A 22,727-nucleotide genomic window follows, 5' to 3' on the forward strand; every position below is an offset into this window, starting at 1 on the left:
TCACCTGGCGCGCCGGCGATTGGCCCGGCCCGCTTGTTGGGGGGCCGGGCCTCTGACGACTATGCGTATGTGCGCGAGATCAGCGCGCGCGCCGGGCCAGGCGCTCGGAGTCGGAGATCAGCACGCTCTTGCCCTCGAGCCGCAGCCAGCCGCGGTGCGCGAAGTCGGCCAGAGCCTTGTTCACGGTTTCGCGGGAGGCGCCGACCAGCTGGGCGATCTCTTCCTGGGTGAGATCGTGGGTGACGCGCAGCGCACCGGCCTCCTGGGTGCCGAACCGCTGGGCGAGCTGCAGCAGCGCCTTGGCGACACGACCGGGAACGTCGGTGAAGATGAGGTCGGCGAGGTTGTTGTTGGTGCGGCGCAGGCGGCGGGCCAGCACGCGCAGCAACTGCTCGGCGATCTCGGGGCGCTGGTCGATCCAAGACTTGAGCGCCTCACGGTCCATGGTGACCGCGCGGACCTCGGTGACCGTGGTCGCGGTCGAGGTACGCGGGCCGGGGTCGAAGATCGACAGCTCGCCGAACATGTCCGACGGGCCCATGATGGTCAGCAGGTTCTCCCGGCCGTCCGGGGAACGGCGACCGATTTTCACCTTGCCGGACGTGATGATGTACAGCCGATCGCCGGGCTCACCCTCGTTGAAGATGACATGGCCGCGCGGGAAATCCACGGGCTGCAGTTGTTTGGCGAGTGCCGCCACCGCGGTGGGCTCTACGCCTTGGAAGATGCCTGCTCTGGCGAGGGCCTCGTCCACGAATGTGCTCCTTATGGGATATGGCTGTAGTCCTGGACCGAAGTGGGTCGGCCGACAGTGCAGTCTACGCGGCATTCTTGGCGCGTAGTGACAGACACCACGTAACGACAGTAATGCGTGGCGTGAACTTCGGTCGCGAAACCTCAGCTGGCCCGGGCGACGTCCAGGTCTTCAGTGCGGGAGCGGCGCCTGCGCATGCGGGCCACCGCCGCGGGCAGACCGAGCTTTGTCAGCTCTTTCACCTCGGCGTTGCTTGCCTTGTCCAAGTACAGCTGAACTTCTTCGTCGGGTTCGAGAAGTTTGCGGAGCCGGTTCTCGACCCGCTCCATACCCAGGGCGAACAGCATTAACGCCACTGGGAAGAGCACCACAGCGAGTCCTTGCATGCCGAGCAGTAAACACTGTCCAGGTCTCAGATGGAACACGGCACCAGATCTGGGACGGCAACGATGTCGGTGCGTTCCGTATGGTGGACGGGTGCGTGTCTCCCCCTCCACCGCCGCCGGGATCGGGCCTTCCGTCTCCGCTGCGGCGGCTGATCCTGCTCCGGCCACCGCCGGTGCGCCGAGACCGAAAACCCGCTCTCGACCGGCGGAAACCCGACTCGGTCTTGTCCGCCGCGCCCGCCGGATGAACCGAAAACTGGCGCTGGCTTTTCCGGACGCGCATTGCGAATTGGATTTCACCACTCCGCTGGAATTGGCGGTCGCGACAATACTTTCCGCGCAGTGCACCGATGTGCGCGTGAATCTCACCACGCCCGCGCTTTTTGCCAAGTACCCTGACGCCCGCGCATATGCCGAGGCCAATCGGGCCGAGCTGGAGGAGTACATCCGTCCCACCGGCTTCTACCGGAACAAGACGAGCTCGCTCATCGGTCTCGGACAAGCCCTCCTGGAAACATTCGATGGTGAGTTGCCTCACACCATGGAGGAACTGGTCCGGTTGCCCGGCATCGGGCGTAAGACTGCCAACGTCATCCTCGGTAACGCGTTCGGGGTGCCGGGTATCACCGTCGACACCCACTTCGGCCGGCTGGTGCGCCGCTGGGGATGGACGACCGACGACGATCCGGTCAAGGTCGAACATGCCGTCGGCGAGCTGATCGAGCGCAAGGAGTGGACACTGCTGTCCCATCGGGTGATCTTTCACGGTCGCCGGGTCTGCCATGCGCGCAAACCGGCCTGCGGGGTGTGCCTGCTGGCCAAGGACTGTCCCTCGTTCGGGATCGGGCCGACCGATCCGGACGCCGCCGCCGAGCTGGTGAAGGGGCCGGAAGCGGAGCATCTGCTCGAGCTGGTGGGCCGGTGAGCCGAGTTCCTGTTGGGTGGCGCTGGGTGTTGTCGGGGCTGATCGTGGTGGTCGCGATCGCCGTCGCGCTGTGGCCGCGCGGTGCGGACGAGCCCGTCGGCGTCGAGGACCGGCCCACCGCAGCAGCGCGCGTGGACCCCCAACTGCGCGCCGCAGCCGGTCTCACCGAATGCCCGCGCCCCGTCGACGGTGCGGTGGGTTCGGGCCCGCTCGCCGGCCTGTCGCTGACCTGCCTGGCCGACGGTAAACCCGTGGACCTCGCCGCCGCCCTCGCAGGCAAACCCGCGGTCCTGAATCTGTGGGCCTACTGGTGTGAGCCGTGCCGGACCGAGTTGCCGATTCTGCAGGAGTACGCGAGCAAGGTCGGCCCCGCGGTGACGGTGCTGACCGTGCACAGTGACCCAGCGGAGAACAAAGCCCTCGCGCTGCTGACCGCGTTGAACGACGCGCAGCGCGCCGCGGGCCGCCCGCCGCTGACCATGCCCGCCGTCGAGGATCCGGATGCCGCCGTGCGTGCGGCCGCCGGTGCGCCGACCGCGCTGCCGATCACCGTGCTTGTCCGCCCGGACGGTTCGATCGCCGAATACATCGCTCGTCCGTTCCACGATGTCGACGACATCGCCGACACCGTTTCCGGGGCGCTGGGAGTTTCCTCATGACCGACATTCCGCCCTGGCTGGCAGGGGCCGAGCAGTCGCACGACGACTTCTCCGACACTCTGGCCAAGGCCCGCGCCTTGCGCCGGGTCATGACCTTCACCTCCCCGCCCCGCCAGGCGGCGGTGCTGGTCCTGTTCGGCGGCTCCCAGGAACCGGATCCGAGCGCGCCGGGCGGGCTGCCCGCCGACGCCGAGGTGCTGTTGACCCAGCGCGCCTCCACCATGCGCCAGCATCGCGGGCAGGTCGCCTTCCCCGGCGGCGCGGTCGATCCCGGTGACACCGGACCGATCGACACCGCGCTGCGCGAGGCGTGGGAGGAAACCGGACTGGATCGTGGCGGCGTCGAGCCGGTCGCGGTGCTGCCGAAATTGTTCGTGCCGCCGTCCCGGTTCGATGTGACACCGGTGGTGGCGTATTGGCGCACGCCGAGTGAGGTGCGCGTGGTCGATCAGAGTGAAACCGAACGGGTGGTGCGCGTGTCGTTGTCCGATCTGCTCGATCCGGCGAACCGGTTCCTCGTCCGTGGCAGCCTCGGCTACAAGAGCCCGGCCTTCCAGGTGGACGGGATGCTGGTGTGGGGCCTGACCGGCGGCATTCTCGCCGGGCTGATCACCACGCTCGGCTGGGAGCGCGACTGGGACCGCACCGATGTGCGCGATCTGGAGACCTCCCTCGCCGCGGTGGGGATGACGCTGTGAGCGCATCGACCTGGCTCGATATCGCGGTGGTCGTGCTCGCGCTGCTGGCCGCCTCCTCGGGCTGGCGGCAAGGCGCGGTCGCCTCGGCACTGGCGTTCCTCGGTGTCGTACTCGGCGCGGTCGCAGGCATCTTGATAGCGCCGCATATCCTGATCCACATCGGTGAGGGCCGCAGCCGGGTACTGGCCGGTGTGCTGCTGATCGTGGTGCTGGTGATCGTCGGCGAGGTCGCGGGCATGGTGCTCGGGCGCGCGGCACGCGGCGGGATGCGCCATCCCTTCACCCGCAGCGTCGACAGCGTCGTCGGTGCGGCGCTGCAGGCGGTTGCGGTGCTGGTGATCGCCTGGCTGCTGGCGTTGCCGCTGGCCACCTCGGCCCAGCCGTCCATCGCGACCGCGATCAACGGTTCCCGGGTGCTTGCCGATGTCAACGACGTCGCGCCGAACTGGTTGCGCAAGCTGCCCAACGAGTTCTCCAAACTGCTGAACACCTCGGGCCTGCCCGACGTGATCGGGCCGTTCGGTCGGGCGCCGATCGCGGCCGTCGAGCCGCCGGACCCGAGCGTGCTGGCCAGCCCGGTCGCCGCCCAGTTGCAGCAGAGCGTGTTGCGTATTCGCGGCGTCGCGCCGAGTTGCCAGCGGGCGCTGGAGGGTTCGGGCTTCGTTGTCGAGCATGAGCGGGTGATGACCAACGCGCACGTCGTCGCGGGCACGACCAGTGTCACCGTCGATACGGCTACCGGTCCACTGGAAGCCGATGTGGTGCTGTTCGATCCGTCCACCGACGTCGCAGTGCTGTCGGTGCCCGGGCTCACCGCCCCGGTGATCGATCAAGCCACGGCTCCCGCACGTTCGGGTGACAGCGCGATCGTGCTCGGCTACCCGGGCGGCGGGCGCTATACCGCGAGCGCGGCCAGGGTCCGCGAGACGCTGGACCTGACCGGCCCGACCATCTACCGCGACGGCGACATCGAACGCGAGGTCTACACCGTGCGTGGACAGGTGCGCGCCGGTAATTCCGGTGGGCCGCTGGTGGATGCCGAGGGCAATGTGCTCGGCGTGGTGTTCGGCGCCGCGGTGACCGACGACGACACCGGCTATGTGCTCACGCTGCAGGAGGTGAGCCGCCAGCTCGCCGCGGCGGTCGGATCGACGTCGCCGGTCGCGACAGGGCCGTGTGTGCTGAGCTGATCGGGGAATGCGTCCGGCGGAATTGTCCCGCCGGACGCCCGAGGCTCAAGCCAGCAGTTTGGCCAGCTCGGTGGTGACCGCGTCCGGATTTTCCTGATGGGCGAAATGCCCGGCGTCCGGAATGGTGACCACGCTGCGTTGCGGGGAGAGCCGGTGGCCGCGATGAATGGTCGCGGTCAGCACATACCGGTCCTGTTCACCACGCAGCGACAGCACAGGGATATCGATCGGCTTGCGCATGATTGCCATGAACCTGCGACCATCCGGCCGCCACTGGCTGCGGAAGGCCCAGCGCTGATATTCCAGGGCGCAATGGGCGACACCGGCGATCTGGATGGCCGAGCGCATCCGGAGTGCGGTATCGGCGAATTCGCCGCCTTCGGTAAAGCCGGTGCGCACCCGATCCCGCAGCAGCCGCTCGACCTCGGCGCCGTCACCGCGGGTCAGCAGATACTCCGGATACCGGGGCAGCTGGTAGCGCAGGAAGTTCGGCAGCCAGGTCGCCCGCTGGGCGCGGTCGCGCAGGATCGCGCTCTTGAGCGCGGCCGGATGCGGTGAGCCGATCACCGCGATCGCGCGCACCAGCCGCGGATGCAGCACCGCCGTCGCCCAGCACACCAGACCGCCGTCGGCATGGCCGACCAAGGTGGCATCGGTATGGCCGAGAGCGCGGATGAGACCGGCGATATCGCCGGCCAGGGTCCAGCCGTCGTAGCCGCGTGGCGGTTTGTCGCTGTCGCCGTAACCGCGCAGATCCACCGCGACGACGCGGTAGCCGAGTTCGGCGAGTCCGGTCAGCTGATGCCGCCAGGACCACCAGAAGTCGGCGAACCCGTGCAGCAGCACCACCAGCGGCGCATCCGTGCGGTCGGGCGCGGCCTCGACGATATGGAAACGGATGCCGTTGGCGTGAACGTCGCGGTGCGTCCACGGACCGTCATAACGGACGCTGGACGGGTCCGGCAGGAAGTTCGACGCCACGCCGACCGAGCGTAGTAGGCCCCGGTCCGGCGTGTCTCAGCGGGACGGCTTGTCCATGGCGATCTTGTCGGCGGTCAGCTCATGCTTGCCGTGCGCGCCGAGCCCGCTCGGCAGCACCGTGCGGGTCTGCTTGAGCGAGTCGATGGTCTTCTCCGGCGCCCGCAGCTTCTTGACCTTGCGGTAGCCGAGGAAGGCGAAGGTGACGGTGGCGATGACCATCAGCGCGAACACGATCCAGAACGCCGCCCACCGGTACAGCCAGATGTCGAGCGTTTCGGCGACGGCGAAGAAGAAGAAGAAACTGCTGAACAACAGAATGGTCAACGCGACGATGAAGAAGACGCTGCCCTGCAGCCCCTTCTTGATCTCGCCGGTGACCTCGGCCTTGGCCAGTTCGACTTCGGCACGTACCAGCGTCGAGACCTGTTCGGTGGCATCGCGCACCAGGGTGCCGAAGCTCGCCGATGCGGTCGGGTCGACCTCGGACAGGGGGATCGCGGTCACGGTGCGTCCGGGATCGTGCGGAGAGCCGTCTCGATGCGCGTCGCGTCCGTTACCGCCCTGTGTGACACTCACTTGGTCGACCCTTCTCCCTGTCCAGGCATCATTGTTCTCGTTCTAGCGCACGCGCGTCACGCCGCGCCTGGTGGACACGCCCACGCCGCAACAGTAGCGCCGAACCGGCCAGTGATGCCGCCATAGAGGTCACCAGCACCGCTGCCTTGGCCAATTCCACGGCGGCTTCGTCATCCAGCGCGAGTTCTGCCACGAGCAGGCTAACCGTGAAGCCGATCGCGCCGAGCACCGACAGGGCGAACATATCGCGATAACCGAGGTGCGCGGGGCGTTTGGCGATGCCGAGCCGGATCGCGAGCCAGCTCGAGCCCATGATCCCGATGGTTTTGCCGAGCAGCAGCCCGGCGATGATCGCCAGCGGCAGCCGATCGGTGAACAGCTGGCCGAACACGCTGCTGTTCAACGGAACTCCGGAGGCGAACAGTGCGAACAGCGGCACGCACAGTCCGGCCGAGATCGGCTGGAACAGGTGTTCCCAGCGGGTGGCGGGCGCCTCGGACTCGCCGGGGTCCTTGTGGACTCGGGTCAACAGGCCCAATCCCACACCCGCCAGCGTCGGGTGCACGCCCGCCTCGTGCAAGGCGTACCACGCCACCAGCGCCAGCGGTATGTACACCAGCGGTGTGCGGATGCGCTTGTGCTGGGCCAGCCACCAGCCGGCGAAGCAGGCGATCGCGGTGAGCAGCCACAGCAGCGACAACCCCGCCGTGAACAGCACCGCGATAAGGATGATGGCCAGCAAGTCGTCGACCACCGCCAGGCTCAGCAGGAATACCCGCGCGCTCGGCGGGACGCGTGAGCCGGTCATGGCGAGTACGGCCAGCGCGAACGCGATATCGGTGGCGACCGGTATGGCCCACCCGCGGTCCATACCGGGGACGCCGTAGCCGACCAGGTACGCGATGATCGCCGGCGTGATCACACCGCCGACCGCGGCAATGATCGGCAGCGCGGCCCGTTTGCGGTCGGCGAGTTCACCGACGACGAGTTCACGTTTGAGCTCGAGGCCTGCGACGAAGAAGAAGACCGCGAGCAGTCCATCCTTGGTCCAGTCGGCCAGAGTGAGTTCCAGATGCAGCGGCGGAATGGCCAGCACGGCGTCGGTCATCGTTTCGTAGGCCGCACTCCATGGCGAGTTCACCCACAGCAATGCCACCGCAGCCGCGATGAGAAGTAGTGTGCCACCGACAGTTTCGGTGCGCAGATATCGGGATAGTTCGGAGCGCGCCGCTGTGATCACGGGAAACCTCTCGACAGGTCGGCCAGGACCGCGCACGCGCCACCGAGCCGCCCGGCTCTCGTGGTACCCGTACGCGCGCCGACCAGACTTCCCGGCACACCTTACGCAATTCTAACGGTTACGCCCGGTGACAACCGAAGCCACCGGGCGTAGCGTGGCCGTTCCTGCCGGAAATCCGCCGGTCCGACTCAGGTGCGCGAGGCCCGGATCGCCTCGAAAACATGCGGATCCACCAGTGTCGAGGTATCGCCGAGTTCACGGCCCTCGGCGACGTCGCGCAGCAGCCTGCGCATGATCTTGCCGCTGCGGGTCTTCGGCAGTTCCGGTACCACGTGGATCTCGCGCGGCCGCGCGATCGGGCTGATCTCCCTGGCCACTTCGGCCTTGAGTTCGTCCACCAGTGCCGCGCCGGTGTCGGTGGCCTCCGCGGTGAGGATGACGAAGGCGACGATGCCCTGTCCGGTGGTCGCGTCGTTGGCGCCGACCACCGCGGCCTCGGCCACCCCGGCATGCCCGACCAGCGCGGACTCGACCTCGGCGGTGGAGATGCGGTGCCCGGAGACGTTCATGACGTCATCGACGCGGCCGAGCACCCACAGGTCGCCGTCGGCGTCGAGTTTCGCGCCGTCACCGGCGAAATACCAGCCTTGTTCGGCGTAGCGGTCCCAATAGGTCGCCTTGTACCGCTCCATATCGCCCCAGATACCGCGCAACATCGACGGCCACGGCTGGTCGAGCACGAGATAGCCGACGACCGCCGAATCGCCCGCCGGGCGCACAAGGTGGCCCTCCTCGTCGACGACCTGCGCGGAGATACCGGGCAACGGAGTCATGGCGGCGCCGGGTTTGGCGGCGGTGACGCCGGGCAGCGGGGAGATCATGATGGACCCGGTCTCGGTCTGCCACCAGGTGTCGACGATGGGCGTGGTGCCCGCCCCGATGACCTCGCGGTACCAGCGCCATGCCTCGGGATTGATCGGCTCACCCACCGAACCCAGCACCCGCAACGAGGACAGATCGTGGGCGTCGGGGATCTCACGTCCCCACTTCATGAAGGTGCGGATGAGCGTCGGCGCCGTGTAATAGATGGTGACGCCGTACTTTTCGATGATCTGCCAGTGGCGGTGCTCATCAGGGAAGTTCGGGGTGCCTTCGTAGACGACTTGGGTGGCGCGGTTGGCGAGGGGGCCGTAGACGATGTAGCTGTGGCCGGTGACCCAGCCGATGTCGGCGGTGCACCAGTAGACGTCGGCGCCGGGTTTGTGGTCGAAGACGTTGTGGTGGGTGTAGGCGGTTTGGGTGAGGTAGCCGCCGCTGGTGTGCAGGATGCCTTTGGGTTTTCCGGTGGTGCCGGAGGTGTAGAGGATGAACAGGGGGTGTTCGGCGTCGAAGGCTTGGGCTTGGTGTTGGGGGGAGGCTTGGGCGACGGTTTCGTGCCACCACAGGTCGCGGCCCTCGGTCCAGGGCACCTCGGCATTGGTGCGGCGCACCACCAGCACGTGCTCGACGCTGTGCGGCACATCGCCGCCGGCGTAGAGCGCCTCGTCCACCGCTTCCTTGAGCGGGGCGGGCTTTCCACGGCGCCACTGGCCGTCGGTGGTAATGACCAGCCGGGCGCGGGCGTCGTCGACCCGCTGCCGCAGCGCGGAAGGGGAGAACCCGGCGAAAACCACCGAATGGGTGAGCCCGAGCCGGGCACAGGCCAGCATCGCGACGATCGCCTCGGGAACCATCGGCATGTAGATGGCGACCCGGTCGCCGGCCTCGAGACCGAGCTCGGTCAGATAGTTCGCCGCACGGCTGACCTCGGCCAGCAGTTCGGAGTAGGTGATGGCGCGGGAATCGCCCGGTTCGCCCTCCCAGTGAATCGCGACCTGGTCGCCGTGACCGTCGAGCACATGCCGGTCGACGCAGTTGTAGGCCACATTGAGCTTGCCGTCGACGAACCACTCGGCGACCGGCGCGTTCGACCAGTCCAGCACCTGCGACCACCGCTCATGCCAGTGCAGGCGGTCGGCCTGCTCGGCCCAGAAGGCGTCGCGGTCGGATTCGGCGCGCCGGTAGATCTCGGCATCGGCGTTGGCGGTGGCGGCGAATGCCGCGCTCGGCGGGTACGAGTCCTGGTGATCGGCGGTGGTTTCGGTCATCTCGTCACTTCCTTCACATCACCTGCGCATGCGGCCGGTTTCGACAGTAGTCAACTGTGACCCACGCCGCTGCGAGTGTGTCCATCGGGTGGGCGGCCGATATGGCGGACACGAGTTCGGCGCGGTCGACTGACAAACCGGTGGTGCGGTGGTTATCGTCGGCTCCTGATCGGCGCTGCCGGACGCGGCCTGCGCATGGCCGCGGGTTCGGGCGACGATGACGATTCGGGGGTGCATATGCGGCGGACGCGGATTCGGTCCTTGGTCGCGGCACTGATGCTGGCCCTGCTGTGTGCCGCGAGCCTGCCCGCCTGCACCATCACTCCGGCGCTCGGCGAGTCCATCGCGGTCAACGGCTCCGAACCGCAGAATCCACTGGTCCCGTCGAACACCAATGAGAACGGCGGCGGCCGCGTCGTCGACCGGCTCTTCGCCGGGCTGCGCCGCATAGATGCGAAGGGCGGCCTGCACGACGAGGTCGCCCAATCCATCGAGACCACCGACCAGCAGCACTACCTGATCCGCCTGAAACCGGGCTGGACCTTCAGCGACGGCTCACCGGTCACCGCGCACTCGTTCGTCGACGGCTGGAATTTCGGTGCACTGATCACCAACGCGCAGCTGCAGAGCTACACCTATGAACCGATCGTCGGCTTCGACGACGTCCAGGCCGATCCGCCACGCGCGCAGACGATGTCGGGGCTGCGCGTGCTCGACGACCTCACATTCACCGTCGATTTGAAGGCGCCGACCATCGATTTCCGCACCAGGTTGGCGTACGCACCGTTCTACCCGCTGCCCGAGGTGGCGTTCGAGGATATCGACGCGTTCGGTCAGCGCCCGATCGGCAATGGCCCCTACCGGTTCGCCGACGGTGATGCCTGGCAGCACGACGTGAAGCTGGATCTGGTGCCCAACGAGAGTTACCGCGGCGGGCGACCGGCTCGGAACAAGGGCCTGACCTTCGTGTTCTACTCCAACTTCGACGCGGCCTACTCGGATCTGCTGGCCGGAAATCTCGATGTGCTCGACACCGTTCCGCCCAGTGCGCTGACCGTCGTCGACGACGACCTCGGCAAGCGCGCCGTATCCGCGCCCACCGCGCAGAACCAGTGGATCGGCACCCAGCCCGGCCTGCCGCATTTCGACGGCGAGGAAGGCCGGTTGCGCAGGCACGCCATTTCGATGGCGATCCAGCGCGAACGCATCGGCGACAAGATCTTCCGCGGCACCCGGAAACCGGCGCGCGACTACACCTCACGTGTGCTTCCTGGCTACAACCCGAACCTGCCCGGCTCCGAGGTCCTCGACTACAACCCCGATGAGGCCCGCAGGCTCTGGGCGCAGGCGAACGAGATCTCGCCGTGGCGAGGGCGCTTCGAGATCGCCTACAACGCCGACGGTGGCCATCAGGCCTGGGTCGACGCGGTCGCCAACAGCATCAAGAACACCCTGGGCATCGAAGCCGTCGGCGCCGCCTACCCGACCTTCAAGCAGCTGCGCGACCAGATCACCTCACGCACCATCGGCAAGGCCTTCCGTTCCGGCTGGCAGGGCGACTACCCGACTATGCTGCAATTCCTCGAGCCGGGGTTTCTCAGTAACTCCGCCACCAACGACTTCGACTACGACAACCCGGAATTCGACGCTCTGATCGCCGCGGCCGAAGCGGCGCCGACCGAGGAACAGTCCTGGGAGCTGGTCGGGCAGGCGCAGACGTTGCTGCTGCGCGATCTGCCGACCATTCCCGTCTTCGACTACGTGAACTCCGCCGGGTACTCCGAGCGCGTCCGCAATGTCACCTTCGCCTGGAACGGCCTGGCGGACTTCGAGAACATCGAACTGCGCTGAGCCGCCGGAGAGTGAGGAGAGCCCATGGCCTGGTACATCGTGCGGCGGCTGTTGCAGATGATTCCGGTGTTCTTCGGCGCCACCCTGCTCATCTACTTCCTGATCTACAAGGTCTCGGGTGGATCGGTGGCCGCACTCGCCGGTGACCGCACGTTGACGCCGGCGCTGGAAGCCCAGTTGCAGGCCCGCTACCACCTGGACCAGCCGTTCATCGTGCAGTACCTGTACTACCTGAAGGGCATCTTCACCTTCGATCTCGGCACGTCCTTCTCCGGCCGCCCGATCAGCGAGGAGCTGGCGCGCGCCTTCCCGATCACCTTCCGGCTGGCATTGCTCGCGGTGCTGTTCGAGACGGTGTTCGGCGTGTTCTTCGGTGTCATCGCCGGGCTGCGCAAAGGCAAGCTGTTCGATTCGACGACGTTGGTGGCCAGCCTGATCGTCATCGCGGTGCCGGTGTTCGTGCTCGCGTTCCTCGCCCAGTACCTGTTCGGTATCGAATGGGGCATCGCGCCGGTGACAGTCGGCGCGGACGCCAGCTTCTCCCGGCTGATCGTGCCCGCCATGGTCCTCGGGGCGCTGTCGTTCGCCTATGTCCTGCGGCTGACCCGCAGCCAGGTGGTGGAGAACCGGGACGCCGACTACGTGCGCACCGCCACCGCCAAGGGCCTGTCGCGTCGCCGAGTCGTCGTGGCCCACATCCTGCGCAATTCGCTGATCCCGGTGGTCACCTTCATCGGCGCCGATCTCGGTGCGCTGATGGGCGGGGCGATCGTGACCGAGGGCATCTTCAATATTCCTGGCGTCGGCGGCACGCTCTATCAGGCGGTGGTGCGGGGTGAGGCGCCGACTGTCGTCTCCTTCGTGACCGTGCTGATCGTGGTGTTCCTGCTCGCCAACCTGATCGTCGATCTGCTGTACGCGGCCCTCGATCCGCGGATCCGCTACGCGTGAGAAGGGAGTGAGCATGTCCGATGAGCGTCCGCAGGCCCGTCCGGGCCAGCAGCGCTGGGTCGCACCGGCCGATGCGGTCGAGGTCGACACGGTCGATCGGGTGCGCGTCGCCGGGGCACCGCGCGGATTCTGGGGCGAGGCGTGGCAGGGGTTGCGGCGCAATCCGCTGTTCCTGGTGTCGGTCGCGCTGATCGTGCTGGTCCTGCTGCTGGCCTTCTTCCCCGGGCTGTTCACCGACCAGGACCCGCGCTATTGCGTGGTCGACAACAGCCTGCTGCCGCCGAGCTCGCAGCACTGGTTCGGCTTCGATCTGCAGGGTTGCGATATCTACGCGCGCACCGTCTACGGCGCGCGGGCGTCGGTGCTGACGGGCGTCGGCGCGTCGCTGCTGTTCGTGTCGATCGGCGCGACGCTCGGCGCGTTGGCAGGCTTCTACGGTGGGCCGCTCGATTCGATCATCTCCCGGATCTCGGAGATCGTGTACGCGATTCCGTTGATGCTGGCCGCCATCGTCGTCATGCAGCTGTCGGAGAGCCGCACCATCTGGCTGGTGATCGTCATCCTGGCCGGATTCACCTGGCCGCAGGTGGCCCGGATCGCGCGTGGCGCCGTCATCTCGGCCAAGAACAGCGAATACGTGCTGGCGGCACGAGCATTGGGGGTATCGCGGATGCGCACTCTGCTGCGCCACGTGCTGCCGAACTCGCTCGGACCGGTGATCGTGGTGACCACCATCTGGCTCGGCGTCTTCATCGTCACCGAGGCCACGCTATCGTTTCTCGGCGTCGGACTGCCGCCCACCGAGGTGTCCTGGGGCGCCGATATCGCGACCGGTCAGCAGCAGTTGCGCGGCGGTTCGCTGATCCTGTTCTATCCCGCGACGGCGCTCGCGGTGACGGTGCTCAGCTTCATCATGCTCGGCGACGCACTCAGCGACGCCCTGGATCCGAAATCGCGCAGGAGGCGAGCGTGAGCGGCGAACCCGGTGCCGATCAGATGAGCCCGCTGCTCGAGATCTGCGACCTGCGCGTCGCGTTCGGTTCCGGCGACGAACGCGTCGACGCGGTGCGCGGTGTCGACCTGACGGTCTACCCCGGCCAGACGGTCGCCATCGTCGGCGAATCCGGTTCAGGTAAGTCGACCACCGCGCACGCGGTGATCGGGCTGCTACCCAGCGGCGGACAGGTCGTGTCGGGACAGATCCGATTCGGTGGCCGCGAGCTGGCGAAAGCCCCGGAATCCGAGCTGGTCGCGGTGCGCGGCAACGGTATCGGATTCGTGCCGCAGGACCCGATGTCGAACCTGAACCCAGTGTGGAAGATCGGCTTCCAGATCAGTGAAACCCTGGAAGCCAATGGGATCGCGCGCGGACGGGCGGCGCGTGAGCGTGCCGTCGAGCTGCTGCGCGAGGCGGGTATCCCGGACCCCGAGCACCGGGTGAATCAGTACCCGCATGAGCTGTCCGGTGGGCTGCGTCAGCGGGCTCTGATCGCGATCGGCTTGTCCGGCCGTCCGGAGCTGCTCATCGCCGACGAGCCGACCTCCGCGCTCGACGTCACCGTGCAACGGCAGATCCTCGACCACATCGACGAGCTCACCGCGCAGCTCGGTACCGCGATGCTGCTGATCACCCACGACCTCGGCCTGGCCGCCGAACGAGCCGAACATCTGGTGGTGATGTATCGCGGCCGAGTGGTGGAATCAGGTCCGGCACTGGAGATTCTGCGCGATCCACAGCACGAATACACCCGGCGACTGGTCGATTCGGCGCCGTCGCTGGCGGCCGGTCGCGGTTCGGTGAGCGCGACGCGCGCCCAGGTGCGGCGGCGGTCGATCGAGGTCGCCGAGGAAACAGGTCCCGGCGAGGTCGCGGTGGATTCTGTTGCGGCCGAGGAGATCCTGGTTGCCGACCGGCTCACCAAGCGTTACCGGATTCGTGGATCGGTGCCGTGGAAATCGACCGAACTGCTTGCTGCGGACGAGGTCACATTCCGGATGCGACGCGGCACCACAACGGCAATCGTCGGCGAATCCGGGTCGGGGAAGTCGACGGTCGCGCAGATGGTGCTCGGGCTGCTCGAGCCGTCATCGGGGACGGTGTCCTTCGGCGGCGACGATGTGGCGCGGCTGAGCCGGAAATCGCCGCTGGGGTTCCGGCGCCGGGTACAGCCGATCTTCCAGAATCCCTACGGCTCGCTCGACCCGATGTACTCGATCCACCGCACCCTCACCGAACCGTTGCGCACTCACGGCATCGGCACTCGCGTCGAACGCGATGCCAAGGTGCGTGATCTGCTCGACAAGGTGGCGCTGCCGTCGGATGTGCTGTCGCGCTATCCGAACGAACTCTCCGGTGGTCAGCGGCAACGCGTCGCGATCGCCCGCGCACTCACTCTGGAGCCGGAGCTTGTGGTCTGTGACGAGGCGGTCTCGGCGCTGGACGTGCTGGTACAGGCGCAGATCCTGGATCTGCTCAACGACCTGCAGGCCGAACTCGGGCTGTCGTATCTGTTCATCACCCACGATCTGGCCGTGGTGCGCCAGATCGCCGACGATGTTCTGGTGATGCGGGCAGGCCGCGTGGTCGAGGCCGCCACCACCGACGAGGTATTCGACAACCCACGTGAGGACTACACCCGCAGGCTGCTCGACGCCATCCCCGGCCGGGACCTGCTGATGAGCTGACCGATGTGACGGCAGTAGCCTCGTATGCCGTGACCGATCCGCTGCAGCCCCTCGTCGATCTGCCCGGTGTGCGCGCCGCCGCCGACAAGGCCCGCGATGCGCTCGCCGAGGTCCATCGGCACAAGAGCAACCGGCGCGGCTGGCCGACCACCGCGGCCGAGGCCGCGGTGCGGGCCGCGAGGTCCTCGGCGGCGATCGATGGCGGCAGTGTCGAGCTGCCCGCCGACGGCAACGTCACCGATCCGATTCTGGCGGGATCGCTGCGCGTCGGGCAGGCCCTCGACGGCGATGCGCTGCGCAATCTGGTCGGGACCTGGCAGCGGGCGCCGCTGCAGGCATTGGCTCGGTTGCATCTACTGGCCGCGGCTGATCTGGTCTCCGACGAGGCCGAACTCGGCAGGCCGCGTAGCGACGGCGGGGTGGCGCAGCGACTGGACCTGCTCGCGCAGACCGTGCTCGGATCGTCGGCGCCGGCTCCGGTCATCGCCGCGGTGGTGCACGGTGAGCTACTGACGCTGCGGCCGTTCGGCACGGCCGACGGGATCGTCGCCAGGGCCGCGTCACGGTTGGTCGCGGTGTCGAGTGGGCTGGACCCACACAGCCTCGGCGTGCCCGAAGTCTTCTGGCTGCGCAGACGGCAGGCCTATCTGGAGGGCGCGGCGGCGTTCGGGTCGGGAACGGCCGAGTCGGTCGGGGGCTGGGTGATCCTGTGCTGCGGCGCGCTGGAGGACGGCGCGCGAGAGGCGACGTCGATCGCCGACGCCGCCTCGGGTTAAGGGAGCATTTCGGGGGTGTTGAGAAGGGTGGACATATCGAAGCGGGCGGCGTTGTCGTCTCCGACCTCACCGCCCGCTAGCACGGATCACCTGGTTACCAAGCGTGCTGGGTGGGTTGTGTTCTGCGGCCTCGGCGATTGATCCGAATCCACCGCGGCTCATCCCCGCATTTATGCGAGGCGCTCGCCGTCGGCAGCTCGAATGTCGCAGGCCCACAACGCTTTTGCCCTTGTCGCGGCGCGCTCCGCGTGGGTGCCTGGCGTCCGTGCTGGGAAGGGTGGGATGGGGGGCTGAGCCTTCTCTTCCGACTCCGTCCTGGCCTTCCGTCCTTCCGTGCCTTCATTTCTACACTGTGATTGCACTCACATCAAGGGGTTGGAAAACATCGAATTATCGGCGTGTCTTCCGGTGTTTCGTGTTTAAATCCCAGGTCGCAGCGCGCGTCGCGGTCTTGTACGGCCGTACCGGCCAACGCCTGGCAAGCGGCCGCCGAGCGACCGCGCATCCGGGGCCGGTGCGCCTCGTCAGTGGCGCCTGCGCAGCAATCGGTAGCTGATCGCGCCGGCCAATACCGCGCTCAATCCCACCGCCGCCGTCGCTGCCACTGTGGTCGATGACGGGGCCTGGAACCTGGACCACAGCGACACCGGGTTGGAGAAGGTCAGGACCGGCCAGCTCCTGGCCACCGCCTCGCGGCGCAGGGCACGATCGGGGTTCACCGCCGTCGGATGCCCGACCACGCCGAGCATCGGCAGATCGGTGATCGAATCCGAATACGCGTAGCACCGTGACAGGTCGTATCCCTCGGTGGCCGAGAGCTTTTCGATCGCGGTGACCTTGCCCTCGCCGTAGCAGTAGAACTCGACCTCGCCGGTGTATTTGCCGTCCTCGACAACCATCCGGGTGGCGGCAGTGTGGTTGGCGCCGAGGGCCTCGGCGATCGGCGCGACGATCTCTTCGCCGGAGGCCGACACGATCACCACATCGTGCCCGCGGATCTTGTGATCGGCGATCAGATCGGCCGCCTCGGCGTAGACGAGTGGGTCGACCAGCTCGTGCAGCGTCTCGGCGACAATGGATTTCACCTGTTCGACATCCCAGCCGGCACACATGCTGGTCAGGTGGGCGCGCATGCGCTCCATCTGATCGTGATCCGCGCCGGAGAGCAGGAACATGAAATGCGCGTAGCTGCTCTCCAGGACCGCGCGCCGGTTCAGCAGACCCTGAGCGAAGAACGGCTTGCTGAACACGTAGGTGCTCGACTTCGCGATCACGGTCTTGTCGAGGTCGAAGAATGCCGCCACGCGACCGGCCCGCTGGGAGCCGTCGTGCGGATGTCCGGGCTGTTCGCCGTTGGCCGTCACGGGTCAAGGATATGTGGTGTCCGTCGCGGCTTCGCGCCCGCTCCAGACGCGGCCTGTGGCCCGCAAAACTTCTTCAACATTGGACTTGCGCTTTCGCCGGTCCTTCGGTGTAGTATTGCTGGCACCTGGACATGTTCCAGGCGCGTTCAGCCCGACCCCCCGGGGCTGAACCCGACGGCCCCAGCCTCCTCCCCCCCCGGCTGGGGCCGTCCTCTATTTCGGGACAAGTCTGATTCCACAGCGTCGGGTACGGCGCTGACCAGACGTTTTTCGCAGTTATCCACAGCAGGCGAGTTATCCACATTCGGCGAATCGGCCCTGTCGTCGACACCCGAACTCCGCGACGCTGACCTGCATGGACCTCGAAGCGACCGACCGGCCGCCCACCGCGCCCGCACTGGCGATCATCCGCGAACCAGGCCTGCGCGACGAAGTCCGCCGCGTTGCGGCCGCCGCCGGACGGCAGGTGGAACAACGCGATATGCCGCTCGGCAGACACACCTGGGCGAGCGCACCACTGGTGATACTCGACTCCCCCGCGGCGGTGGAGTGTGCGGAAGCCGGGTACTTGCGCCGCGCCGGCGTCGTCACCGTCACCGACGGTGAACCCGGCTTACTCGACTGGCAGGCTGCCGCGGCCATCGGCGCCGAACGCGTCATCGCGCTACCCGGTGCGGCCGTCGGGCTCATCGAGACATTCGCCGAACGCGGTGAACACCGGGCGAGCGGTGGCGTCGTGGTGGCCGTCACCGGGGCATGCGGGGGAGCGGGCGCCTCGGTGCTGTCGGCCGCCATCGCCGTGCGCTCGGCCGAAGCCGCCTTCCGCCGTCACACCCTGCTCATCGACGGCGCACCGCTCGGCGGTGGCCTGGACTTGCTACTCGGCATCGAGAAGACACCGGGTCTGCGCTGGCCCGACCTCATCGTCGACGACGGCCGAGTATCGGCTGCCGCACTCCACGGCGCATTACCGGCGGCCGCGCCAGGGCTGGCGGTCCTGTCCTGTGGACGCGGCATCGGTGCCCACCCGGCGATCGGTGGGGGCGGCATGCACGCGGTGATCGAAGCAGGCCGTGGCGCAGGGGATCTCGTCGTCTGCGATGTGTCGGCGGAGCGTGGCCCGCAGGCCGATCAGATGCTCGACGCGGCCGATCTCGTCGTCCTCGTGGTTACCGCGGGCCTGCGCGCCGTCGCGGCCGCCGAAGCGGTCTCGGCGCATATCAGCCGGCGAAATCCCAACCGCGGACTCGTTGTTCGTGGCCCCGCGCCCGGTGGTCTGCGCGGGCCCGAGATCGCCGAAGTGCTCGACCTGCCGCTGCTGGCGGCTGTCCGTGCGCAACCCGGGTTGTCCGCTCGGCTTGAACGCGGCGGGCTCTCGGTCGGGCGCGGGCCGCTGCGCGAGGCAGCTGATGCGGTTCTGGTGGTGCTCGGCGCACCGGAGGAGGGCGCGAGATGAGTGGTGGGGCAGGGACGGCCCAGGTGGCAGGGGCGGTCGAGGTCGAGTGGTCGAAGGAGGGGCGATGGCTGGGCTGGTGACGGCGGAGCTGCTGGATCGGGTGCGGGAACGGCTTGCGGGTGCGGCGGGTGATCCGGATCCGGCAGAGGTCGCCGCGGCAATCCGGGTCGAAGCAGGCGGCGTACTCGGCGACACCGACCTGCTGCGGGCGCTGCGGCTCCTGCAAACCGAACTGACCGGTGCCGGTGTGCTCGAGCCGCTGCTGCACGACGCCAAGGTGGCCGATGTACTCGTCACCGCACCCGATGAGGTCTGGGTCGACCGTGGTCAGGGGCTCGAGAGAACCTCGATCACCTTCGCCGACGAGGCCGCGGTGCGCAGGCTGGCCCAGCGCCTGGCGCTGGCGGCGGGACGACGGCTCGACGATGCCCAGCCCTGGGTGGACGGCACTTTGCCCGGGCGGGGCGCGGTGCTCGGTGAATCGTTCGGGGTTCGGCTGCACGCCGTGCTCGCGCCGGTGGCGCACGGCGGCACGTGTTTGTCGCTTCGGGTGCTGCGCCCGGCAACCCAGGGTCTCGACGCGCTGGCCGCGATGGGCGCGGTACCCGGTGAGGCGAAAGTTCTGCTGGACCGCATTGTCGCCGCACGGCTTGCGTTCCTGGTGGTCGGCGGTACCGGTGCGGGCAAAACCACTTTGCTGTCCGGACTGTTGGCCACCGTCGCCCCCGCCGAGCGCATTATCTGTGTGGAGGACGCCGCTGAACTCGCACCGCCGCATCCGCATGTGGTCCGGCTCGTCGCCCGCACCGCCAATGTCGAGGGTGTGGGTCAGGTGACGGTGCGTGAACTCGTTCGGCAGGCCCTGCGGATGCGACCTGACCGGATCGTGGTGGGTGAGGTGCGCGGCGCCGAAGTCGTCGACCTGCTCACCGCCCTCAATACCGGCCACGATGGGGGAGCGGGCACGGTGCACGCCAATTCGCCGGGCGAGGTCCCCGCTCGTCTGGAAGCGCTCGCCGCCCTCGGAGGTATGGACCGGGCGGCCCTGCACAGCCAGCTCGCCGCTGCCGTCCAGGTCATTCTGCACGTTCACCGCCGTGCCGACGGCGCTCGCGCCCTCGAGGAAATCGGCCTGGTCCGCCGTGACGACAACGGCCACGTCCGTATCAGCGCCGCCTGGCGTGCCGACAATGCGCCCGCTCCCGCGGCGGCGGAGCTCGCCCGCCTTCTGAATGAACGGCTCGGGCGATGACCGGCCCGCTGGTTTGCCTGGTGCTGGCGCTACTGGCGGCGCCCGTGGCAGCGTCGAGACGGCGGTTCGGCGAGCTGTTCGGTGCCGTCAAGAGGCCACGTAAGGTCCATCGGGACATCATGTTTCATGTGGGAGCGGTGCTCGCATGCGTGGGGGCGCTCGTGCTGGGCATCGGTCCGCTGACGGCGGCGGCGCTGGTTGGCGCGACCGCGGTGTTTCGTGCGCGGCGCAGTCGGCGCGACCGGCAGCACGTCACCGAAACCGGGTATCTGCTCGACGCGCTCGAATCGGTGATCGGTGAGCTTCGGGTGGGCGCGCATCCGAGCGCCGCCGCCGATGCCGCTGCCCGGGACGCCAAAGGCATTGCGGCGCAGGCGTTCGCCGTTGGCTCAGCGCGCAGCAGGCTCGGTGGTTCCGGCGCCGACGGGTTGTGCATGCCGGATTCGGTGATCGCGACGGAGCTGAATCGCGTCGCCGATGCTTGGCACGTCGCCGAGCACCACGGTCTCGCGCTCGCCGAGCTGCTCGGCGCCGCCCGCGCCGATCTGATCGGCCGAATCCGCTTCCGGGGCCGCACGACCGCCGCCCTTGCGGGTGCGCGTGCGACGGCGACGGTGCTGGCAGGGCTGCCGCTGCTGGGCGTCGGTCTCGGCCAGCTCATGGGCGCGGCGCCGCTCCATGTGCTGTTCGTGGAGCCCGCAGGGGCATTCCTGCTCCCGCTCGGCACCGCCCTGGCTTGCGCCGGGCTGCTGTGGTCGGACGAGATCACCCGCCGGGTGTTGTTGTGAACCGGCCGGATTCTGCTGTGAAACAGGAGGTCAGCGATGGGATCACCAGTCGGAGTAGCCGCGGTGCTGCTGGCCCTCGCAGTGCTGCTCCTACCCGGTCGGCTGGTGGTGACGCGCCGATTGGCGCCCGCGCAGCCGCCGGGCACGATCGGTTGGCTGCCGCGATCACGCCGACGGCGGGGAGTCGACCCATTGGCAGCCGCCTCCGTATTCGATCTGCTGGCCGCCTGTCTGCGTGCAGGTCTGCCGATCGCCGCCGCCGTGTACGCGGTCGTTCCGGGTGCACCAGCTGTCCTGGCCGAACCGCTGCGCCGTGCCGCCGATCTGCTGGCGCTCGGAGCCGATCCGGCGATCGCGTGGGAGCGTGCGGCCGAGGAGGCGACCGACGGGTCCGGAGAGATCGATACGTTGGCGCGGCTCGCCAGGCGTTCGGCGCGTTCGGGTTCCTCACTCGCGGTGGCGGTGGGCGAGCTGGCCGAGCAGCGCCGAGCAGCAGTGGAGGACGCTGCGGCCGCGCGGGCCGAACGTGCCGGTGTGCTGATCGGCGGGCCGCTCGGGCTGTGCTTCCTGCCCGCGTTCATCTGCCTCGGCATCGTCCCGGTGATCATCGGCCTCGCCGGCCGCGTGCTCGGTGGCGGCCTGCTGTGAACGCACATACCGACTCGGCACCGGAGACTTTCCCGCGCGGACTCGCCGCGCGGGCTCGCAGGAGAGGGGAACCAGATGCGAATCGAAAGCTCGGCTCGGCACGCGATCCACGGAGCATGTTCCAGGCAGATGGACCGAGCGCGCGCGGTGCATATGGAGGCGCGGACTCGGCTGTACCGACTGATGACCGACGACGACGGCATGAGTACGGCCGAGTACGCCATCGGCACGATCGCCGCCGCGGCCTTCGGGGCGGTGCTGTATGCGGTGGTGACGGGCGACAGCATCGTGGACGCGTTGACGAAGATCATCGACCGCGCGCTCAACACGAATGTCTGACGAGTAGACAGCTTTGCGGCACACGAGTTCTCGGTAACGACAGCGGTGCCGTGACGGTCGAGGCGGCCATCGCGCTCGCGGCGATCGTCGTCGCTGTCGTGCTGTGTATCGGAGCCCTCCTCGCGGCGTCGACACAGGTCCGCTGTGTCGACGCCGCTCGCGAGGCCGCCCGTCTCTCGGCTCGCGGCGACAACGACAACGCCATCCCCGCGGCCCGCGCTATCGCCCCGCCCGGTGCCGAGATCTCCGTCCGCCGCGACGGGGCACGCATCCTCGCCACCGTGCGGGCCGGCACTCCACTGCTCCCACTGCTGGAACTACATGCGGAAGCCCTCGCCACCCCAGAGCCAGGAGCAGAGCAATGATCGGACTCGCTCTGGTGGCCGAGTCTTGTCCAGGTGCTGTTGGGCAGAGGCGCGTGCGGGGTGAGATCGGAGGTGCGACCGTGTTCGCCGCCCTGGCGCTGGCCGGTTTACTCGGGCTGACGGTGCTGGTGGGGCAGGTGGGAGCGGGGGTGGTCGCTCGGCACCGGGCGCAGGCGACGGCTGATCTGGCGGCATTGGCCGCGGCGGGTGCATTGGTATACGGGGCGGCCGAGGCGTGTGCGGAAGGGGGTGAGATCGCGCGCCGGATGCGGATGACTATTCGCATGTGCGAGGTGGTCGAGTGGGATGTGCTGGTAACCGTCGAAGGAAAAATACCAATAGGTCTCCTGGGCGACCGAACAGTACGTGCGATGGCGCGCGCCGGACCGGTGGAAGAAGAGGCCTGACGACACCTCCGACATTTTGTTAACGGCCAGTATTTCCATTTCTTCCGGGCCAATTAATAAGACGCGGCTGTTAATTCTCCGGAGCCGAGCGGAAAAGCGATGAATAGATCCGCATATGGATACATGAGAGGTCATGGCTATGCACCAGTTAACATGAGAACCGTCCTTTTTAATCGGACTGGCCTGGTGAGCGCGGTTTACCGCCGACACGCCCGGGTTCGCTTCCGCTACCGATGCTCCGAGATGACCGGACGGTCACGCCCCGGGCGCGGCCGCATCACCTTTCGGG

Annotated in this window: 23 protein-coding genes; 16 read left to right on the top strand and 7 right to left on the bottom strand. The window is 67.9% G+C overall.

The window, feature by feature from the left end; all coding sequences use genetic code 11:
- Window positions 1–79: 79 nt before the first annotated feature.
- Together ACFXNW_RS03275 and ACFXNW_RS03280 are read right to left on the bottom strand one after the other, a co-directional pair.
- A complete protein-coding gene (locus tag ACFXNW_RS03275) occupies window positions 80–754 on the bottom strand; it encodes a Crp/Fnr family transcriptional regulator (protein WP_014348619.1) in 675 nt (224 codons plus the stop codon).
- Window positions 755–897: 143 nt separating this feature from the next.
- The gene (locus tag ACFXNW_RS03280; RefSeq protein ID WP_175584884.1) at window positions 898–1,140 is read right to left on the bottom strand and encodes a hypothetical protein; all 243 of its coding nucleotides are present in this window, start codon (window positions 1,138–1,140) and stop codon (window positions 898–900) included.
- A gap of 121 nt (window positions 1,141–1,261) precedes the next feature.
- On the opposite strand from ACFXNW_RS03280, the gene nth reads away from it, so the two are divergent.
- From nth to ACFXNW_RS03300, 4 genes are read left to right on the top strand one after another with little or no spacing between them, the layout of a single operon-like run.
- Entirely contained in the window at window positions 1,262–2,065 is an 804-nt protein-coding gene (gene nth, locus ACFXNW_RS03285) for an endonuclease III (protein ID WP_379416271.1), read from the top strand.
- The gene (locus ACFXNW_RS03290) at window positions 2,062–2,724 is read left to right on the top strand and encodes a redoxin family protein (protein ID WP_379415508.1); all 663 of its coding nucleotides are present in this window, start codon (window positions 2,062–2,064) and stop codon (window positions 2,722–2,724) included. The genes nth and ACFXNW_RS03290 overlap by 4 nt, the downstream gene beginning before the upstream one ends.
- Entirely contained in the window at window positions 2,721–3,422 is a 702-nt protein-coding gene (locus ACFXNW_RS03295; protein ID WP_379415510.1) for an NUDIX hydrolase, read from the top strand. Before ACFXNW_RS03290 ends, ACFXNW_RS03295 begins: the two co-directional genes overlap by 4 nt.
- Window positions 3,419–4,612: a MarP family serine protease gene (locus ACFXNW_RS03300; RefSeq protein ID WP_379415511.1), complete on the top strand. Its 1,194-nt coding sequence runs from the start codon at window positions 3,419–3,421 to the stop codon at window positions 4,610–4,612. The genes ACFXNW_RS03295 and ACFXNW_RS03300 overlap by 4 nt, the downstream gene beginning before the upstream one ends.
- Window positions 4,613–4,657: 45 nt before the next feature.
- Here the strand turns inward: ACFXNW_RS03300 and ACFXNW_RS03305 are convergent, their stop codons facing one another.
- The 4 genes from ACFXNW_RS03305 to acs all read right to left on the bottom strand — a co-directional run bounded on the left by ACFXNW_RS03305 (window position 4,658) and on the right by acs (window position 9,556).
- Window positions 4,658–5,593, bottom strand: a complete 936-nt coding sequence (locus ACFXNW_RS03305) for an alpha/beta fold hydrolase (protein WP_379415512.1) — start codon at window positions 5,591–5,593, stop codon at window positions 4,658–4,660.
- Between the two features lie 36 nt (window positions 5,594–5,629).
- A complete protein-coding gene (locus tag ACFXNW_RS03310; RefSeq protein WP_375154370.1) occupies window positions 5,630–6,169 on the bottom strand; it encodes a phage holin family protein in 540 nt (179 codons plus the stop codon).
- Window positions 6,170–6,197: 28 nt separating this feature from the next.
- Entirely contained in the window at window positions 6,198–7,409 is a 1,212-nt protein-coding gene (gene nhaA / locus ACFXNW_RS03315) for a Na+/H+ antiporter NhaA (RefSeq protein WP_379415514.1), read from the bottom strand.
- 188 nt (window positions 7,410–7,597) lie between these two features.
- Complete coding sequence (acs, locus tag ACFXNW_RS03320; RefSeq protein ID WP_379415515.1) at window positions 7,598–9,556, bottom strand: acetate--CoA ligase; 1,959 nt, start codon at window positions 9,554–9,556, stop codon at window positions 7,598–7,600.
- A 237-nt stretch (window positions 9,557–9,793) separates the two neighbouring features.
- Here acs and ACFXNW_RS03325 point away from each other — a divergent pair, with 237 nt between their 5' ends.
- The 5 genes from ACFXNW_RS03325 to ACFXNW_RS03345 are packed head-to-tail and all read left to right on the top strand — an operon-like array spanning window position 9,794 to window position 15,819.
- Window positions 9,794–11,407 (top strand): ABC transporter substrate-binding protein, encoded by a 1,614-nt coding sequence (locus ACFXNW_RS03325; RefSeq protein ID WP_379416272.1) that lies wholly within the window; start codon window positions 9,794–9,796, stop codon window positions 11,405–11,407.
- A 24-nt stretch (window positions 11,408–11,431) separates the two neighbouring features.
- Window positions 11,432–12,358: an ABC transporter permease gene (locus ACFXNW_RS03330; protein WP_379415516.1), complete on the top strand. Its 927-nt coding sequence runs from the start codon at window positions 11,432–11,434 to the stop codon at window positions 12,356–12,358.
- Window positions 12,359–12,371: 13 nt separating this feature from the next.
- Window positions 12,372–13,331, top strand: a complete 960-nt coding sequence (locus ACFXNW_RS03335) for an ABC transporter permease (RefSeq protein ID WP_379415518.1) — start codon at window positions 12,372–12,374, stop codon at window positions 13,329–13,331.
- 23 nt (window positions 13,332–13,354) lie between these two features.
- Entirely contained in the window at window positions 13,355–15,043 is a 1,689-nt protein-coding gene (locus ACFXNW_RS03340; protein ID WP_379416274.1) for a dipeptide ABC transporter ATP-binding protein, read from the top strand.
- A 29-nt stretch (window positions 15,044–15,072) separates the two neighbouring features.
- Window positions 15,073–15,819 carry an oxidoreductase gene (locus tag ACFXNW_RS03345; RefSeq protein ID WP_379415520.1) on the top strand — a complete coding sequence of 249 codons (747 nt, stop codon included), beginning with the start codon at window positions 15,073–15,075 and terminating at the stop codon, window positions 15,817–15,819.
- Between the two features lie 524 nt (window positions 15,820–16,343).
- On the opposite strand, the gene ACFXNW_RS03350 is transcribed toward ACFXNW_RS03345, so the two are convergent.
- Complete coding sequence (locus ACFXNW_RS03350) at window positions 16,344–17,183, bottom strand: HAD-IB family hydrolase (RefSeq protein ID WP_379415521.1); 840 nt, start codon at window positions 17,181–17,183, stop codon at window positions 16,344–16,346.
- Between the two features lie 355 nt (window positions 17,184–17,538).
- On the opposite strand from ACFXNW_RS03350, the gene ssd reads away from it, so the two are divergent.
- The 7 genes from ssd to ACFXNW_RS03385 all read left to right on the top strand — a co-directional run bounded on the left by ssd (window position 17,539) and on the right by ACFXNW_RS03385 (window position 22,438).
- Window positions 17,539–18,639, top strand: coding sequence for a septum site-determining protein Ssd (ssd, locus tag ACFXNW_RS03355; RefSeq protein ID WP_379415522.1), 1,101 nt, complete (start codon window positions 17,539–17,541; stop codon window positions 18,637–18,639).
- A 64-nt stretch (window positions 18,640–18,703) separates the two neighbouring features.
- A complete protein-coding gene (locus ACFXNW_RS03360) occupies window positions 18,704–19,891 on the top strand; it encodes a TadA family conjugal transfer-associated ATPase (protein WP_379415524.1) in 1,188 nt (395 codons plus the stop codon).
- On the top strand, window positions 19,888–20,679 hold the full coding sequence (locus ACFXNW_RS03365) for a hypothetical protein (RefSeq protein ID WP_379415525.1): 792 nt from the start codon (window positions 19,888–19,890) through the stop codon (window positions 20,677–20,679). The genes ACFXNW_RS03360 and ACFXNW_RS03365 overlap by 4 nt, the downstream gene beginning before the upstream one ends.
- A gap of 36 nt (window positions 20,680–20,715) precedes the next feature.
- The gene (locus ACFXNW_RS03370) at window positions 20,716–21,327 is read left to right on the top strand and encodes a type II secretion system F family protein (protein ID WP_379415526.1); all 612 of its coding nucleotides are present in this window, start codon (window positions 20,716–20,718) and stop codon (window positions 21,325–21,327) included.
- 129 nt (window positions 21,328–21,456) lie between these two features.
- Window positions 21,457–21,666 carry a DUF4244 domain-containing protein gene (locus ACFXNW_RS03375; RefSeq protein ID WP_379415527.1) on the top strand — a complete coding sequence of 70 codons (210 nt, stop codon included), beginning with the start codon at window positions 21,457–21,459 and terminating at the stop codon, window positions 21,664–21,666.
- Window positions 21,667–21,716: 50 nt separating this feature from the next.
- Entirely contained in the window at window positions 21,717–22,031 is a 315-nt protein-coding gene (locus tag ACFXNW_RS03380) for a TadE family type IV pilus minor pilin (RefSeq protein WP_379415528.1), read from the top strand.
- Window positions 22,028–22,438, top strand: coding sequence for an Rv3654c family TadE-like protein (locus ACFXNW_RS03385; RefSeq protein WP_379415529.1), 411 nt, complete (start codon window positions 22,028–22,030; stop codon window positions 22,436–22,438). Before ACFXNW_RS03380 ends, ACFXNW_RS03385 begins: the two co-directional genes overlap by 4 nt.
- Window positions 22,439–22,727: the final 289 nt, after the last annotated feature.

Source organism: Nocardia sp. NPDC059180, from assembly GCF_042754945.1.
Lineage (GTDB): Bacteria > Actinomycetota > Actinomycetes > Mycobacteriales > Mycobacteriaceae > Nocardia.

What these genes read in the sequence shown, in the direction of transcription:
- ACFXNW_RS03280 (WP_175584884.1), bottom strand. Translation starts at nt 1,140, where the DNA reads ATGCAAGGACTCGCTGTGGTGCTCTTCCCAGTGGCGTTAATGCTGTTC.
- ACFXNW_RS03295 (WP_379415510.1), top strand. Translation starts at nt 2,721, where the DNA reads ATGACCGACATTCCGCCCTGGCTGGCAGGGGCCGAGCAGTCGCACGAC.
- acs (WP_379415515.1), bottom strand. Translation starts at nt 9,556, where the DNA reads ATGACCGAAACCACCGCCGATCACCAGGACTCGTACCCGCCGAGCGCG.
- ACFXNW_RS03325 (WP_379416272.1), top strand. Translation starts at nt 9,794, where the DNA reads ATGCGGCGGACGCGGATTCGGTCCTTGGTCGCGGCACTGATGCTGGCC.
- ACFXNW_RS03330 (WP_379415516.1), top strand. Translation starts at nt 11,432, where the DNA reads ATGGCCTGGTACATCGTGCGGCGGCTGTTGCAGATGATTCCGGTGTTC.
- ACFXNW_RS03335 (WP_379415518.1), top strand. Translation starts at nt 12,372, where the DNA reads ATGTCCGATGAGCGTCCGCAGGCCCGTCCGGGCCAGCAGCGCTGGGTC.
- ACFXNW_RS03340 (WP_379416274.1), top strand. Translation starts at nt 13,355, where the DNA reads ATGAGCCCGCTGCTCGAGATCTGCGACCTGCGCGTCGCGTTCGGTTCC.
- ssd (WP_379415522.1), top strand. Translation starts at nt 17,539, where the DNA reads ATGGACCTCGAAGCGACCGACCGGCCGCCCACCGCGCCCGCACTGGCG.
- ACFXNW_RS03360 (WP_379415524.1), top strand. Translation starts at nt 18,704, where the DNA reads ATGGCTGGGCTGGTGACGGCGGAGCTGCTGGATCGGGTGCGGGAACGG.
- ACFXNW_RS03365 (WP_379415525.1), top strand. Translation starts at nt 19,888, where the DNA reads ATGACCGGCCCGCTGGTTTGCCTGGTGCTGGCGCTACTGGCGGCGCCC.
- ACFXNW_RS03370 (WP_379415526.1), top strand. Translation starts at nt 20,716, where the DNA reads ATGGGATCACCAGTCGGAGTAGCCGCGGTGCTGCTGGCCCTCGCAGTG.
- ACFXNW_RS03375 (WP_379415527.1), top strand. Translation starts at nt 21,457, where the DNA reads ATGGACCGAGCGCGCGCGGTGCATATGGAGGCGCGGACTCGGCTGTAC.
- ACFXNW_RS03385 (WP_379415529.1), top strand. Translation starts at nt 22,028, where the DNA reads ATGATCGGACTCGCTCTGGTGGCCGAGTCTTGTCCAGGTGCTGTTGGG.